Source organism: Acidobacteriota bacterium (assembly GCA_019347945.1).
In the GTDB taxonomy this organism is placed as follows: Bacteria; Acidobacteriota; Thermoanaerobaculia; order Gp7-AA8; family JAHWKK01; genus JAHWKK01.
The window spans coordinates 16,557-30,665 of sequence record JAHWKK010000013.1; the positions used below are offsets into that span (position 1 = coordinate 16,557).

A 14,109-nucleotide genomic window follows, 5' to 3' on the forward strand; every position below is an offset into this window, starting at 1 on the left:
CGAGGTCTCGCCTGACATCGAATGAACGGTGTCCGGCGAGCTCGGAACTGGAGGCTTTGATGGCCCGATCGATCGTTTTGCCCGTTGTGATTCTGCTCATGGTCGTCGCCAGCGCCGCGCCTGCGAATGAGAAAGCCGGGACGCGTGAGGAAGCGATTGCGATCGTCGAGAAGGGTGCCGCCCTTCTGCGCGATGCCGGACCGGCGCGACTGATCGAGGCGGTCAACGCCGGCGAGGATGGCTTTCGCGACCGTGATCTCTACCTCTTCGTCCTCGGTCCCGACCAGAAGATCGTTGCCCACGCGTTCGACAAGGGGAGGATCGGTTTGGCCGCCAGCGAACTGTATGACGGCGATGGTCAGCCCTATGGAAAGCTGTTTCTCAAGCTGGCGAACGAGAAGGGACAGTGGGTCGATTATCGAATCCACAATCCGATGAGCGGCAGAGTGGCGAAGAAGTCCACCTTCGTCAAGAGAGTGGGGGACTACATCCTGGGCTGCGGCTATTACGAATAGACCTCGATATTGCCTCTGAGATCCTCGATTCCGATCGATCCGGATTTCAGCGGACCGAGAAGCGCGATTGCGACTTTTTCAGGGTCGACGATCTTGCGGGCGACGGCGCGCACGTCGTCCATCTCGACGGCGTTGATCCGATCGATGATCTCCTCGGGCGTGTACTGGCGATGGAAATAGTGTTCCTGCCGGAGAATCGCGGACATGCGGCTCACGGTCGATTCGAGTGAGAGAAGAATCGACCCTTTGACGTAGCGCTTGGCAGCAGCCAGCTCCGCTTCGGACACACCGTCATTGCGAACCGAACGGAGCTCCGCCATGGTCAGCTCGATCACGCGGCGAACGTTCTCGGTCGAGCAGGCCGCGTAAATCGCTTCGAAGCCGCTCTCGGCGTGGGCGGTGTGGTAAGACGAGATCGTGTAGACGAGCCCCTCCCTCTCCCGGACATTCTGGAAGAGCCGGGACGACATCCCCCCACCGAGGATCGTCGAGAAGAGCGCCGCCGCGTAGCGCTCATCGTCGGTCTGGCGGTAACCAGGCATGCCGATGACGAGGTGCACCTGCTCGAGATCCGGCTTTTCGACAATGCGAACGAACTGTCGGGTCTCCGGATTCACCTGCGGAGCGAGATGACCAGCAGGCTCGGCCGCAGACAGCATCGAGAGCCGCTCGAGCAGGTACTCGGGCTGGATGTTGCCCGAGGCGCAGAAGATCGTGTTCGCCGGCGTGAACGAGCGGCGGAAGTGGCCTTCGATCGCTTCGCGCGTGAGCGTCCGAACCAGTTCCGGCGGACCGAGTATCGGCCGCCCGAGACCGTGAGCCGGCCAGAAGTCCTCCGCGAAGATCTCGTGAATCAGATCGTCCGGAGTGTCTTCCACCATCCGGATCTCCTCGAGAATCACGCTTCGCTCCATCCGCAGATCCTCGTCGGTGAAGGAGGGATTGCGGACCAGATCGGTCAGCAGCTCCAGCGCCTCCGGTGTCTGCTCATCCAGGACGTGAGCATGAAAGGTGGTGTACTCCTTTCCGGTGTAGGCGTCGACTTCGCCGCCGAGCTCGTCGATCTCCCGGGCGATCTGCTGGAGGGATCGGCTGGGCGTTCCCTTGAAGAGGAGGTGTTCGAGAAAGTGCGTCGCGCCGTACAGCCCCTCCGGCTCGTTCACCGATCCGAGGCGGAACGAGTAACCGAGCGCGACCGATCGGACGAAGGGCAGCGGCTCGAGAATGACGGTCAGGCCCGAGGGGAGAACGTGACGTTGTAGCGTGTCCGCGGCGAGAGCGAGGGCCATGAGAGCGTAAGTTTACTGCAGGGATCAGGGATCAGGGATCAGGGGTGTAGGGGTGTACTCTCGGCAAGAACGCTCGTCTCCTGAGCTCGTATAAATGGCGCTGCTCGCCGGTGAGGCGGAAATGACACCCGGATCCCGGAAAGGTCCGCATCCGCATACTCAAACCGACGTCATCCCGAGCGGGGGGTCGAGCGGGCAAGCGAGGGACCTCGCAGGTTGGTACGACCTCAAGCGAAGCGCCTCGTGACTCGGCGCTCCACGTGGCACGATTGAAAACAACTTTATACATCCTCTGCCTACGGATTCGGATTCGGGTTGGGTTGAGGATTCTGACCCTGCGGCAGATTCCGTGCGGCGATCGTCTCGGTCGTGATCAGCCAGTCTTCGTAGCTGCTCGCTCCGTCGTATTCGACAATGCTTTCGCCGCTCTGAGGGGGGCGGACGCCGACGAATGGTCCGGTGTGCTCCGACGAACCGGAAAGTCCGGGATTGGTGGTCTCGAGCGGCTGGCCTGGCTGCCCTTCATCAGGCTGAGGGGCTCCTCCTGGCTGGGTACCGGGCGGGACGAGAATCCAGTCCTCCTCTCCCGACAGCGGATTTGGCCAGCGCTGTCTGAGGACTCGCGGATTGTTGAATTCCTCGAGCTGATCGAGCGAAGTCGGAAGCCCGCCGTTTCTCTTGTTGAATTCGCTGATCGCGGCAGCGTACTGCTCCATCACGAAAATCGTCTGGTACTCCCTTTCCCGCTGCATGATCAGCGACCACTGCTGCGGGACGGTGTACGCGACGAAGACCATCAGAATCGACAGGATCACGAGAACCGCCGCGAGCGTGAAGCCACGTTCTCCGTCGCGGGGTCTGGGTGCGCCGAGGCTCACAGATCTCCGTATGGAATCGAGTCGGGCGGCAGCGTCTCTCCCTCGGCGCCGCTTCGAACGTCGACGACTCCTGGCCCGGCCGAGGCGAATGGATCGGAGAAGTCGTCGCTGAAAGGATCGGAGGAATCGAACGACGGCTCGTCGAAAACCTCGACCCAGGTCGTGTTCGACTCCGTGATCGGATCGGACGGAATGCGCTGCAGATAATCGGGTGCGAGATCCTGGATCGATCCAGGATAGCGCTGTTTGTCGGCGTAATAATCGTTGATCGCCTTCCGGATGTCTTTGAGGTTCGCCTGCAGCACGACTTCGCGCGCGCGACGCTGGTGGTTCTTGACGCTGACCATCGCCATGCCCGCGAGGAGGCCGATGATCGATACGACGATCAGAAGCTCGATCAGAGTGAATCCGCGCTGTCCCGATTTTCGATGCTGGATCAATTCAGTCACCATTCACTGTATTTGGTACGGCCGTCGAGTGCGGTGCGCTCCGAGGTCGAGTGGACGTCGAAGACGTTGTTGCCGTCGGTGAAATTGGAATCGCGTTCATCGGTAGTCGATCGGGTCGTCCACTCCGCCTTGCCGGTCATCGGGTCGATGAGATCTCTCTCGCGGAGGAGTTTGACCGAGGTTCCGTCCTTGAGCTCGATCGGCTCGACGAGGACTTCCAGCTCTTTCGGCCAGCCGTCTGCGCCGTGGACCTCGATCTCGTTGATCATCTGATTCACACGCAGCTCATGGTAGCGATCGATTGCCCTCGTGATCGTCCGCAGCCGGTCCCGCAGCTCGACTTCCTTCTGGCGCTGGAGCGTGAACTTGGCGACGGGAAGCGCAAGCGACGCGAGGACCCCGATGATCGCCACGACGGTGATCATCTCGGCAATCGTGAATCCTTCCTCGCCGTGCGTCCGCTTCCGCATCATCGGTAGTTCACCTCGATCGCTGCTCCGCTGACGACGGCCGGAACGATCTCGTCCTGCTGATTTCTGAGCTCGAGCGCGGGTACCTCCAGCCAGCTCGAGCCGGCGAGAACGGCCCGGAAGTTCACCGCTGCAACCTCGCCGCCGGGAGCGAAAGCCAGCGGGCTTCCATCCGCCGAGCGGATCGTGATGATTCCCTGGTCCGACTCGATGTTCACCAGCGGAGGCGTCGCAGGATCGTGAAGAAACGCTCGTCCGAAGCTCACCGACGTGATGTCGATGGTCGACGGGTCGTACTGCAGACGCAGCTCTGATGTCGTGAGCCCGTCGAGATCAAGCCCTACGATCAGCCATGAACCCTCCTGACCGGCGCCAAAGGAGGCGCTGGCGGGCTGGATCGCGACCCGAGGGGTGCGATTCGCAACAATTGACGAGGACGGCGAGTCGCGCGGTTCGGACTCTTCGGAGATCTGCTGCGGCAGCGTCGCGGCGGCCGAAGCCTCCACTGGTTCCGGCTCGGATGCGTCGGGGACGTAGTTGGCGGCGACGATCCCGGACGCCGAAGCAGTTGTCGTGACTGACGTCACTGGCGCCCCTCGATCCGTGCCGAGCTCGGAGCTGTCCGGGACTGGCGGATACGGTTCGGTCGGCGGAGTCGGGGGAGGGACCGAAGGCCCTTCCTCCGGAACACGCGGAGCGGGGGGAGGCGCGACTTCCATTCCCGGAACCGGCTGCTGCTCGAACTGCCTTCGTGTCGGGGGGTCGAACGGATCACCACTGGTCATCGACTCCATGCGAGGTGTCGTCCCCCGGAAGGTGAGGTTCGTCTGCGTACCGACCCACATCGGCGCCAGATCCTCTTCGGTGATGTCGGGAATCCGAATGATGTGAGGGGTCATCGTCAGGACGAGATCGGTCGCCTGGCTTCTCGCGCTGCTGTTCGAGAAGAGCCGTCCGATGAGTGGCAAATCGGACAGGAAGGGGATGTCCTGATCGCTGTCGGCCTCGTCGCGGCGGATGAGGCCGGCGAGGAAGTTGGTCTCCCCGTCCTTGAGCCGGATCGTCGACTCGATCGAGCGCGTTCCGAAGGTCGGCTGATCGCCGGTGCCCTGCTCCGCGATGTTCGAGACCTCGACCGAGAGCTTCAGCGTGATCTCGCGGTTATGGTGAACGCGGGGCTCGATCGTGATTTTGATTCCGACGTCGCGGTACTGAAAGGAGGTCGGGGGGGCGAAGACCTGACCCGTGCCGGGCTGCTGAGCGATCGCGTTGTACGTCGTGACTGCGATCGGAACCTGCTGCCCGATGAGCAATGTCGCCGACTGGCCCTCGCTGATCCGAAGCTGAGGCTTTGCGAGAAGGGTGGCCTGACCGGAGGTCTTCATCAGGTTGTAGGTAACGGTGGGAACGGTGAGTGACCAGTTCCCGGAAGTGAGATCCCGAAAGCCACCGAGGGGAAGCGCAGTGATCGCCGTTCCCGCCTCGTTCGAAAGACCGGCGCTGATCGAGTCTGCGCTGAGATCGAGTCCGATCTCCCGCAGCTTGCTGGCGTCGATCTGAAGCAGTTCGACCTGTACGACCACCTCGGCCTGCGCCTTGTCATTCGCCTCGATGATCTTTTCTGCGATCAGAACCCGGTCCGCGGTATCCCGGATCGTGATGGCGTTCATCGCCTTCAGCGCGAACACGTGACGCGCTTCGAGCATCGTACGGACGATGTTCTGTACCTGTTCTGCGTCACCGTTCGAGAGGTAGAAGGTCCTGATGACCAGATCCTCGTACTCCCGTCTCGTATTCGCGTTATCCGGGATCACGAGGATCGTCTGCTCGTCGAGCACCTTGTAGAAGTGGGTCGACGCCTGCATGACCCGTTCGAGCGCTTCCTGAGCGGTGACGTCGCGAAGCTCGATCGAGATATTGTCGTCGGGGAGACGCTGATCGAACATGATGTTGATGCCGAAGGCGCTTCCGAGCGCCCGATAGATGTCCTTGACCGGTGTCTCGCGTGGAAAGGAGAGCGAGATCGGCTGGTTCGATGCCGGATTGAGAATCGGAGGCCGTGAGGTCTCGGTGACCCGCCGCTTCATCTCTTCGATGTCCTGGTACTGCCGGGTGCTCGCTTCCCTCACGGAAGCCATCGCCTTCGCGAGCTCGATCGCAGCGTACTGATTGGTCGGATCGAGCTCGACCGCGAGCCGGAGCTCCAGAACCGCCATGTCCGGATGGCCCGCGGATCGAAGCTGTTTCCCTTTTGCGAAGTGCTGCCGGGACGCTTCGAGGCGTGCGTGCTGCAGAGCGGCGCGGAACTTGACGTTGCCGGGATCGAGTCGCAGCGCCTCTTCATACGATTCGACGGCACGGTCCCAGTCGCCGGCGAGCTCGTACTCCTGCGCATTCTGCCATGCGCGAAACGTAGTGCATGAGAACGTCATCGCCGCGATCAGCGCGACGAGCAGAGCCCGGATCAGTCGTGATTGAAATGGCACAGTGGGTAAATCCTTTCCTTGCTCAACTTTGGGACGAGCGGGATCTGAATAGGTCACGGTCATTCGCCGATTTTCACTCTCGTCGTACGATCGGGAGCATATCCTTTGTAGCCGATGTCGACCGATTCGAGCCCTATCCTTCTCAGGATGAACTTCTCTCCGAAGGTCTGACCCTCGAGAACGTTCACGATCTCACCTCCGCGTGAAAAGACGGCAATCTGGTTGGGCTCGGTGCCGAATCTTCCGAGATACTTGAAGTCGAATTTCGGCAGCGGCGGGGGAGGTGGGATCTCCTTTTCCGTCTCACACGCCGTCCCGATCCCGTCCCGATCGATGTCCCTCTGGTCCGGATTGGGAAGGTCGGGGCAGTTGTCGACGGCGTCCGCGATCCCGTCCCCATCCCGGTCCGGCGGAGGAGGTGGGGGCTCGGGGGGCCGTTCGACGACCGGTTTCGGTGGGGGAGGGGCGGGGGGCCGGACGAAGTCGAAGAGGTTCCGGTCGCTGTGAAACGACGAAGGCTCCCGCGTGAGGCGATCGAGGTCGACGCGGCTCTGACCCGAGGCTGGGCTGGCCGCGACGAGCTCCCCGATGTCGTCCGTCCGCTCGATCCTCGGACGCTCGGCGATTTCCGGTTCCTGAAGCAGGCCCGTCGGGTTGGCGAACGCGTAGATCGCCACCAGCGCCAGGATGATGGCGACGAACAGGCTCCAGGTCTTCCAGTTCTTCCAGTCCATCAGGTTTCGCCCAGCTCCAGCGCATCGTCCGATTTGAAGAGCGTTCTGATCTGCAGGCTCAGGCCCAGCTCGTCATCGTCGGTCGAGGAATCGTTGAAGCTGATGCCGTCGATGATCACGAACTGAGGAGACAGTTCGATCAGGTTGATCAGTCGCCGGACTTCCTCGTAAGTGCCCGTCACCGCGAATGAGACCGTCATCGCCCTGGCTCCGAGGATGGCAGACTCGCGTTCGCCGACCTGGTCCCAGTTGTAGTTCCGCGTCGCCGGCTGAAGTCCGCTGCGCCGGGCGAGCTCCTGAAGCTCGATGATCATCGGTGCGAGCCTCTGCGGTTGCGTGGCCCAGTGTTCGTCGTAAACCATCTGGAGATCACGGACCGTGACGTCTCGCGAGGCGAGGAAATCGGCCGCGGCGTCTCTCCGCGCTTCTGCCTCGAGAAGCTCGGTACGGGAACGCTCGAGCTCTGCATTGAGGGTCTCGATTCGCTTCTCGTAGCGCACCCTGTAAGTGATGAAGAACGCCACGTTGAGGACGAGCAGGACGCCGAGCGAGATCAGCAACCATTTCCGTTCCTTCCAGATCACCGGGCCACCACCCCCGGCGGATCGGGCCGGTACGTCACGTTCAAGGTGAAGGCGACGCTGCCATCCTCCGACGTTCTCTCCGTCGTGGGGTACGGCTGAGCGAAATGCGCATCGGCGGTCATGTTTCGAATCATCTCGACGAACGCGTCCTGATCCTTCGCCACGCAGCGCATATTCAAGGAGATCGGTCCTTCCTCGCTGATCGACGGGAGCAGGGCCTGAACCCTGGCATCGGCGGGAACCACCCGCTCGAGGTGATCGAGAAGCTGGCTCCACGAGAAAGCTCGCTCACGGATTCGCGCGTTGACGTACTCGACACGCTCCTGGATCAGAGCCTCGTCCCGTCCCTCCTGAAGAGCTTCCAGCTCCTCGGCTTTCCGAATCGTTTCGGCGGTGCGCGCGGATATCTCGGCGATCTCGGCGCGGGTCTCTTCCGTTTCGACGAAGTACTCGATCGCGGCATCGACGTTATTCGCCAGCAGAGCCAGAATTAGAATGGCCGCGGCGGCGACGACCATCCAGAATCCCCGCGTCTCCTTCCACGGCTCGGAGGCCAGATTCAGATGGAGCGGTCTCACGCGGCGAAGACTCCCAGGGCGGACATGACCGTCGTAGGGGAACTGTCGAACTCCGAGGAACCTTCAATCCCCAGATCCGAAAGTGTGGGGCGCTCCGCGGCCGTACCGACCTCCCTCGAGATCAGTTCCACCAGCTCGTCGGTTGCGTCCTCCCCTGCAACCCACACCCGGGCGAAATCCGACACCCCACGCTGGGATCGAAGAAACGATGCGGAAAGACGGAGCTCGGTGGTGAGCGATTGCATGCCGTCGATCTTCTTTGACCTTAGAAAGAGCGGTTCGTCATCACGGAAGAGAATCATCGTCAGCTCGCCGGACTCCACGATCACCAGCAGGCGTGCGCCCTGCTCGTCTTCTCCCATGGCAATTGCGTTCCAGAGATTGAGCCCGATCGGCTCGACGAGGATCGGGGAGATTTCCGCGGCACGGATCGCGCTCTCGATCGCTTCGATCGACTTCTCGAGACCGAACAGAACCAGTACCTTGGTACGGCCGGAGCTTTTCGAGATCACCTGCCAGGCGAGGCGGACCTGCTCCTGGCGGTTCGGCATCGACTTCCGGAGCACCCAGCGAACCGCTTCTTCCTGTCGCGCGCGCGACTCGGGGAGGGAGTCGAGCTCCACGATCTGGGTCCGGAACCAGGAGTCGGGAAGAAGCACCGAGACTCGATCGAAGCGCCGGCGCGCCCGAAGTCGCTCGATCGCCGAGCGAAGCACCTCGGGATCGGTCAGCGCAGGCGTCCACGACTGGTCGAACGGACTCTCCGGAAATACGGTCTTCGAAAAACCGGAGACCGTGACGGATTGACGCGACTGGACGAACCGGATGTGCCGGACGTCGTCCCTGTTGATCACAAGGACATCTGGAGGAAAGGATCTCATCGTGTATTGAACGGTTCGTCGTCAGTCGACGAACGTGACCTTGTTGACCTCGCGCAGCGTCGTGACTCCTTCGAGCACCTTCTGGACGGCGGTCTCCCTGAGAAACACCATTCCTTCATCGGCCGCGGCTTTCTTGATCTCCGATGCCGGGCGCTTCTCCAGGATCAGTCCTCTGATCCGATCGGAGAGGTCGAGAAGCTCTGCGATCGCAAGCCGACCGTGATAACCGGTGCCGTTGCACTCGAGACATCCCCTCCCTTCGTAGAAGGTGTAGTCGGCGTATTCGCTCACGTTCAGAGCGGACTCCTCCAGCTCCTTCGGATGCGCCTTGACCGGTTCTCTGCAGTCGTCGCAGATTCGTCTGACGAGCCGCTGGGCGAGAACGCAGTTGAGCGCCGAGACGAAGTTGTAGAGCTCGACCTTCATGTTGAGAAAGCGTCCGAGGACGTCGACCACGTTGTTCGCGTGAACGGTGGTGAATACCAGGTGACCGGTGAGGGCGGACTGGACTGCGATCTGAGCCGTCTCCTCGTCACGAATCTCACCGACCATGATCTTGTCGGGATCGTGTCTGAGAATTGCGCGGAGGCCCCGGGCGAAAGTCAGCCCCTTCTTCTCGTTGACCGGGATCTGTGTGATCCCGCGGAGCTGGTACTCGACCGGGTCCTCGATCGTGATGATCTTGTCGTCGGGGGACTGGATCTCGGAGAGCGAGGCGTAGAGCGTCGTCGTCTTCCCCGATCCGGTCGGACCGGTGACCAGCACCATTCCGTACGGCTCCTTGATGAATTTCCTGAACTTGTGAAGCATCCCCTCATCGAACCCGAGGATGTCGAGGCGAAGGTTCTTGAACTCCTTGTTCATCGACTCCTTGTCGAGAATACGAATGACCGAATCCTCCCCGTGAACGGTGGGCATGACCGACACACGGAAATCGATCGTGCGGGTGTTGATCCGGAGCTTGAACCGCCCGTCCTGAGGGACTCTCTTTTCCGCGATGTCGAGCTCGGACATGACCTTGATGCGCGAGATGATCGTGGAGTGGTGCTTCTTGTCGATCGGTTCGAGCGCCTGATAGAGAACGCCGTCGATCCGGTACTTAACCACCAGCTCGTTGTCGCGCGTCTCGATGTGGATGTCGGAGGCTCGCCGCTGAATGGCGTTGAAGATGATCGAGTCGACCAGCCGGATGATCGGAGACGAATCCTCCTTCGTGATCGTGTCGATCGTGAGCGTCTCGCCCTCTTCGTCCTCGGTGAGCAGCTGCATCCGGAAACCCTCGGTGGCCTCGTCCAGCACACGCTGGGTCGATTCCGACTTCTGGAGCTTCTCGCGGATGGCGGAGGGGGATGCGACCTTGACTCGAATCGGTGAGCCGAGATGAGCCTCGATCTCGTCGAGCCGGAGGACGTCGGTCGGATCGCCCACGACGACCGAGATCTGGCCATTCTCGCGCCGCTCGGGGATGAACTGGTAGCGGATCATCAGATCGAGCGGGACCTCCTTGAAGAGGTCATGATCGATGTGGAAATGATCCAGATCGACGAAGTCGAATCCGTACTCCGAGGCGAGCTCGCGCGATCGCGCGGCCTCCGCGAGGACGTCTTCGTGATTGATCATCGGGGTTTCAGACACGTTGCACCTTCATGACCTCGAACAGAGGGAGATAGAAAGCGATGAGAAGGGCTGCGATGAACAGCCCGAGAACGACCAGGATCAGGGGCTCGAACAGGGCCATCATGCGGGACAGTCTGCTCTCGATCTCCTCATCGTAAAACTCCCCCACGTTCTCCAGCATTTCGACGAGGGCGCCGGTCGACTCGCCGACCTTGATCATCTCGATCGCGACGTTGGTCATGACCCCGGTCGATTCGAGCGAGTGCCACACCGGCGCTCCCTCCCGTACATTCTGAACGATCCCGCCGATTTTCGTCGCAGCGTACCGGTTGGAGACCGAGTCCGCGGCGGTCTCGAGCGCCGGGACCATCGGGATGCCTCCGGAAAGGAGCGTCCCGAGCGCCTCCGAAAACTGCATCACCGAAAAGCTCCGGAGAAGCGACCCCATGAAGGGGATCTTCAGTTTGAAGTGGTCGAACATGATCCGGCCGCGGTCGGTCGCAGTCCACCTCCTGAAGAGCCACCACGCGGCGATGAGGCCTGCGAGGATTAAGAAGGTGTTGTCGCGCATGAAGAAGGAGACCGCGATCACGAGCTTCGTGAACGCCGGAAGCTGGGCCTCCATCCCCTCGAAAAAGCTCGTGAAATTCGGGATCACGCGCGTCAGCATGATGAAGATCATGATGACCGACAGCGAGATGAGGACGGCAGGGTAGACGAGCGCGCCGGTTACACGCTTCCGGATCGATACGATCAGCTTCTGATAGGCGAGGAACCGCTTGAGAACTCCCGTCAGGTCTCCCGACCGTTCACCGGCCCGGATCGAGTTCGAGTAAATCGGGGGGAAGATGTTCCCACGGGCGGCAAATGCGTCCGACAGCGCGACCCCCGACCGGACCTCGTCGCGGATTTCCCGCAGGACCTCCTGGAATCTCGGCTCGGACTGCCGCTCGAGCAGCAGGTCGAGCGACTGTACGATCGGAAGCCCCGCCCGGACCAGGGCGAGCAGCTCCTGGTTGAACAGGAGGAACTTCTCGGTGGAGATGACCTTGCCGAATCGAACCTGGGGAAGAAGGCTCGCCCTTCGTCCCTCGAAGACGTGAAATCCCTCGCCGCGGAGCAGGGTCTGGGCACGCTCGAGGCTCGGCGCCTCGATCTTCCGCTCCACGACCTCCCCCTCGGGCGTTCCCACTCTGAACACGTACGCAGTCATCTGATCCTTGCCGTCCGCTTGTTCGACGGGCCAGCGCGTGAAACGTTCGGGGACGGCGGGATTATTTTCTTCAAAAAACAGGGGTTGCCGGAACCTCCGGCAACCCCGGCTGCTTCTCGGGTGTGGACCGGGTTTCTTACAGGTCGGTCTCCATGCTGCTGATGATCGTCCGGGGGAGGTTTTCGAACCGGTCTTCCCAGTCGCCCTGGGCGAGCCGTCCGTCGAAGAAAATGTCTGGCGTACCGGATCCGCCGACCAGCCCCCAGATCAGGAGTGAGCCGTAATAGATCGGGTTACCGGTGCCCCCGTATTTTCCCTCGTTGTACATGACGCCGTCGAGAATCGGTCCCTTGTTTGGATCGAGCTTCATCAGAGGTCCGACCCTGTCGTACGCATTGGACGTGCAATCGGCCTGGCTCGATCCGGCGCTGCACGTGACCTCTACCTGATTGTCGTGCACCTTCGGCATCCGCGTTTCGGAGCCCGGCGGCTCCCATCCGACCTGGAACACCGCCGGAACTCCATTGCTGTCCTGAGCCAGGGTGGCCGGCTGAATGAGATTCAGGTAGGGTTCGTGAGGGTCTGAGCAGGTCGTTCCAATGTTGGCCGTGCCACAGGCGTCGGAGTAAGGGACGGGAAGATAGACGGAGTTCGCCATCAGCGTCGTGGTCGTCCCTCCATCGGTGATCACGACGTTGGTCGGCGGTCCGAGGGCGACGACGATATCGAACCTGTCGTTGTCGTTGAGATCCTGGTAGTCCCATTTGTAGTTCGTGTAGTTGACTTTCCACGGATTGGCTCCGGGTGAAGTGCTGCAGAGAATCTGATTCGTGGCATCGAGTGGATCGTGGCAGAAGCCTGTGCCGGTGACGGTGTCGTACTCCTGGAACCCCTCGTCCCGGAAAGGCTCGAACGGGGCGTTGTACCAGTAGTCGGGCCCGTTCAGTCCGGCGATCTCGAGCTCGGTGGAATTCACGTAGATGAAGCCCCTCATCAGAAGGTCGTTGCCCTGCAACTTGATCTGTGGTGTGAGGATGGACTCATTCGTCGAGCCATCGGCGTTTTGCGGATTCGCCGCGGTCGTCGTATCGAAGAAAAAGAAACCCTCCTCACCGGTGGTGAGCGTGTCGACCCATCCCCTGAAGTCTCGTGATTCCCCCCTTGGGTTGTAGTACTGGCCGGTGCCGGCGTTGTAGCGGAGGTAGTTGATTCCCTGCTGGGTCGCTCCGGTCATTGCGATCTGTTTCCAGAAGGTGTAGACGGGCCTGGTGAAGATCACCTCTCTCAGGTTCGGGGGGTTGTCCTGGATTTGTCCCTGGAACTGCCCGGAGTAGCCGGAGGCTGCACCATCAACGGTGCCGTTCTCGTCGTCGGTGATCGAATCGTAGAGCCACGGCTGGGTGGTGCCGTCCATGGCCGGGGTGCCGCCGGAGTAGGTGAGGTTTCCACGCGCTCGGGCCTGATACCATGGATCCTCGAACGTCTTTCCGATCAACTGATAGAAGTAGTCGGGTGTCGTCCCGTCGTCGTAGTACGGGTCGTAGCCGTGCTCGTACTTGATCTCGTCCCACGCGTCGACCCACGGTAGCGCCGACCAGTAACGTTTCTGGCCGAGATCCCCCAGCGAGATGACCTTTCCCCAGTGGACTCGGAAGGCTCCGTTCTGGCTGATGCCGGCGTTCGACTGCAGCGGTCCGTCGGGACCAGGGAAGGGAAATTCCCCGACGACGGCTTTGACGGTGCGTGTGGAGATCAGCGGCGTGGTCAGGTCATCGGGAGCGCGATGCTTCTCCGATTGAACCGCGATCGTGGCGATCCCGTACCGGGTGCCGCCGTCGTGGAAGTCGAATCCGTTGGTATGGGTGACGATCGTCGACCCGACGATCGGGGGGGCGTAGATGGCGATCCGAGTCACCTGGCCGCCCGATTCCGGGTCGTGGAAGAGGACATCGTTGAAATTGTCGAGAAAGTCCCGCCCCTCCTGATTGCTTCGATCGATCAGGATATCGGCACTCTCTTCGTCGACACCGTAAAAGCGGTCCGTAGTGGATGCTGTGAAGGGGGAGTCGAACAGCATCTCTTCGTCATCCCAGGGACGGTAGAAGTCGCCGGTATGTCTTTCCTTCTTGAACGCCGCTTCGTTGGCGGCGTTGTTGACCGGCATGATGCCGTTATCGATCGCCCAATCCGGACCATTGAACCATTCCGCGACGGTCCGCGTCCCCGCCTCGGCGACCTGGAGGGTCTGGAGGTAGTTGCGCTCGTTGACCGAGATCGCGCTCTCGGTCTCGGATACCGCAACGAATCCGAGCCCGAGAAGTGTCAGCCCCACCATGACCATCAGGCTGACGAGAAGAGCCGAGCCCTTCTGATTCTCTTTCACACTTCTGTTTTTCGATCGCATTGTTTTGTTCT

At 61.3% G+C, this 14,109-nt stretch carries 13 protein-coding genes; 1 reads left to right on the top strand and 12 read right to left on the bottom strand.

Going from position 1 to position 14,109, the window contains the following annotated elements; genetic code table 11:
• Positions 1–59: 59 nt before the first annotated feature.
• On the top strand, positions 60–515 hold the full coding sequence (locus KY459_09860) for a cache domain-containing protein (protein ID MBW3565018.1): 456 nt from the start codon (positions 60–62) through the stop codon (positions 513–515).
• Here the strand turns inward: KY459_09860 and KY459_09865 are convergent.
• The 12 genes from KY459_09865 to KY459_09920 form a co-directional block, all read right to left on the bottom strand.
• Complete coding sequence (locus KY459_09865; GenBank protein ID MBW3565019.1) at positions 506–1,804, bottom strand: insulinase family protein; 1,299 nt, start codon at positions 1,802–1,804, stop codon at positions 506–508. The genes KY459_09860 and KY459_09865 overlap by 10 nt on opposite strands.
• A gap of 296 nt (positions 1,805–2,100) precedes the next feature.
• Positions 2,101–2,682 (bottom strand): type II secretion system GspH family protein, encoded by a 582-nt coding sequence (locus KY459_09870; protein MBW3565020.1) that lies wholly within the window; start codon positions 2,680–2,682, stop codon positions 2,101–2,103.
• Positions 2,679–3,131: a type II secretion system GspH family protein gene (locus KY459_09875; protein MBW3565021.1), complete on the bottom strand. Its 453-nt coding sequence runs from the start codon at positions 3,129–3,131 to the stop codon at positions 2,679–2,681. Before KY459_09875 ends, KY459_09870 begins: the two co-directional genes overlap by 4 nt.
• Positions 3,128–3,601, bottom strand: a complete 474-nt coding sequence (locus KY459_09880) for a type II secretion system GspH family protein (protein MBW3565022.1) — start codon at positions 3,599–3,601, stop codon at positions 3,128–3,130. Before KY459_09880 ends, KY459_09875 begins: the two co-directional genes overlap by 4 nt.
• Positions 3,601–6,087 carry a hypothetical protein gene (locus KY459_09885; GenBank protein ID MBW3565023.1) on the bottom strand — a complete coding sequence of 829 codons (2,487 nt, stop codon included), beginning with the start codon at positions 6,085–6,087 and terminating at the stop codon, positions 3,601–3,603. The genes KY459_09880 and KY459_09885 overlap by 1 nt, the downstream gene beginning before the upstream one ends.
• Before the next feature lie 59 nt (positions 6,088–6,146).
• Positions 6,147–6,821, bottom strand: a complete 675-nt coding sequence (locus KY459_09890; GenBank protein MBW3565024.1) for a thrombospondin type 3 repeat-containing protein — start codon at positions 6,819–6,821, stop codon at positions 6,147–6,149.
• Positions 6,821–7,405, bottom strand: a complete 585-nt coding sequence (locus KY459_09895) for a hypothetical protein (GenBank protein MBW3565025.1) — start codon at positions 7,403–7,405, stop codon at positions 6,821–6,823. The genes KY459_09890 and KY459_09895 overlap by 1 nt, the downstream gene beginning before the upstream one ends.
• On the bottom strand, positions 7,402–7,983 hold the full coding sequence (locus tag KY459_09900) for a hypothetical protein (GenBank protein ID MBW3565026.1): 582 nt from the start codon (positions 7,981–7,983) through the stop codon (positions 7,402–7,404). The genes KY459_09895 and KY459_09900 overlap by 4 nt, the downstream gene beginning before the upstream one ends.
• Positions 7,980–8,864, bottom strand: coding sequence for a hypothetical protein (locus KY459_09905; GenBank protein MBW3565027.1), 885 nt, complete (start codon positions 8,862–8,864; stop codon positions 7,980–7,982). Before KY459_09905 ends, KY459_09900 begins: the two co-directional genes overlap by 4 nt.
• Before the next feature lie 21 nt (positions 8,865–8,885).
• Positions 8,886–10,484, bottom strand: a complete 1,599-nt coding sequence (locus KY459_09910) for a GspE/PulE family protein (protein MBW3565028.1) — start codon at positions 10,482–10,484, stop codon at positions 8,886–8,888.
• A gap of 7 nt (positions 10,485–10,491) precedes the next feature.
• A complete protein-coding gene (locus tag KY459_09915; protein MBW3565029.1) occupies positions 10,492–11,694 on the bottom strand; it encodes a type II secretion system F family protein in 1,203 nt (400 codons plus the stop codon).
• A 136-nt stretch (positions 11,695–11,830) separates the two neighbouring features.
• A complete protein-coding gene (locus KY459_09920; GenBank protein ID MBW3565030.1) occupies positions 11,831–14,098 on the bottom strand; it encodes a hypothetical protein in 2,268 nt (755 codons plus the stop codon).
• Positions 14,099–14,109: the final 11 nt, after the last annotated feature.

What these genes read in the sequence shown, in the direction of transcription:
- KY459_09915 (MBW3565029.1), bottom strand. Translation starts at nt 11,694, where the DNA reads ATGACTGCGTACGTGTTCAGAGTGGGAACGCCCGAGGGGGAGGTCGTG.
- KY459_09920 (MBW3565030.1), bottom strand. Translation starts at nt 14,098, where the DNA reads ATGCGATCGAAAAACAGAAGTGTGAAAGAGAATCAGAAGGGCTCGGCT.
- KY459_09880 (MBW3565022.1), bottom strand. Translation starts at nt 3,601, where the DNA reads ATGCGGAAGCGGACGCACGGCGAGGAAGGATTCACGATTGCCGAGATG.
- KY459_09905 (MBW3565027.1), bottom strand. Translation starts at nt 8,864, where the DNA reads ATGAGATCCTTTCCTCCAGATGTCCTTGTGATCAACAGGGACGACGTC.
- KY459_09865 (MBW3565019.1), bottom strand. Translation starts at nt 1,804, where the DNA reads ATGGCCCTCGCTCTCGCCGCGGACACGCTACAACGTCACGTTCTCCCC.
- KY459_09890 (MBW3565024.1), bottom strand. Translation starts at nt 6,821, where the DNA reads ATGGACTGGAAGAACTGGAAGACCTGGAGCCTGTTCGTCGCCATCATC.
- KY459_09860 (MBW3565018.1), top strand. Translation starts at nt 60, where the DNA reads ATGGCCCGATCGATCGTTTTGCCCGTTGTGATTCTGCTCATGGTCGTC.
- KY459_09910 (MBW3565028.1), bottom strand. Translation starts at nt 10,484, where the DNA reads ATGATCAATCACGAAGACGTCCTCGCGGAGGCCGCGCGATCGCGCGAG.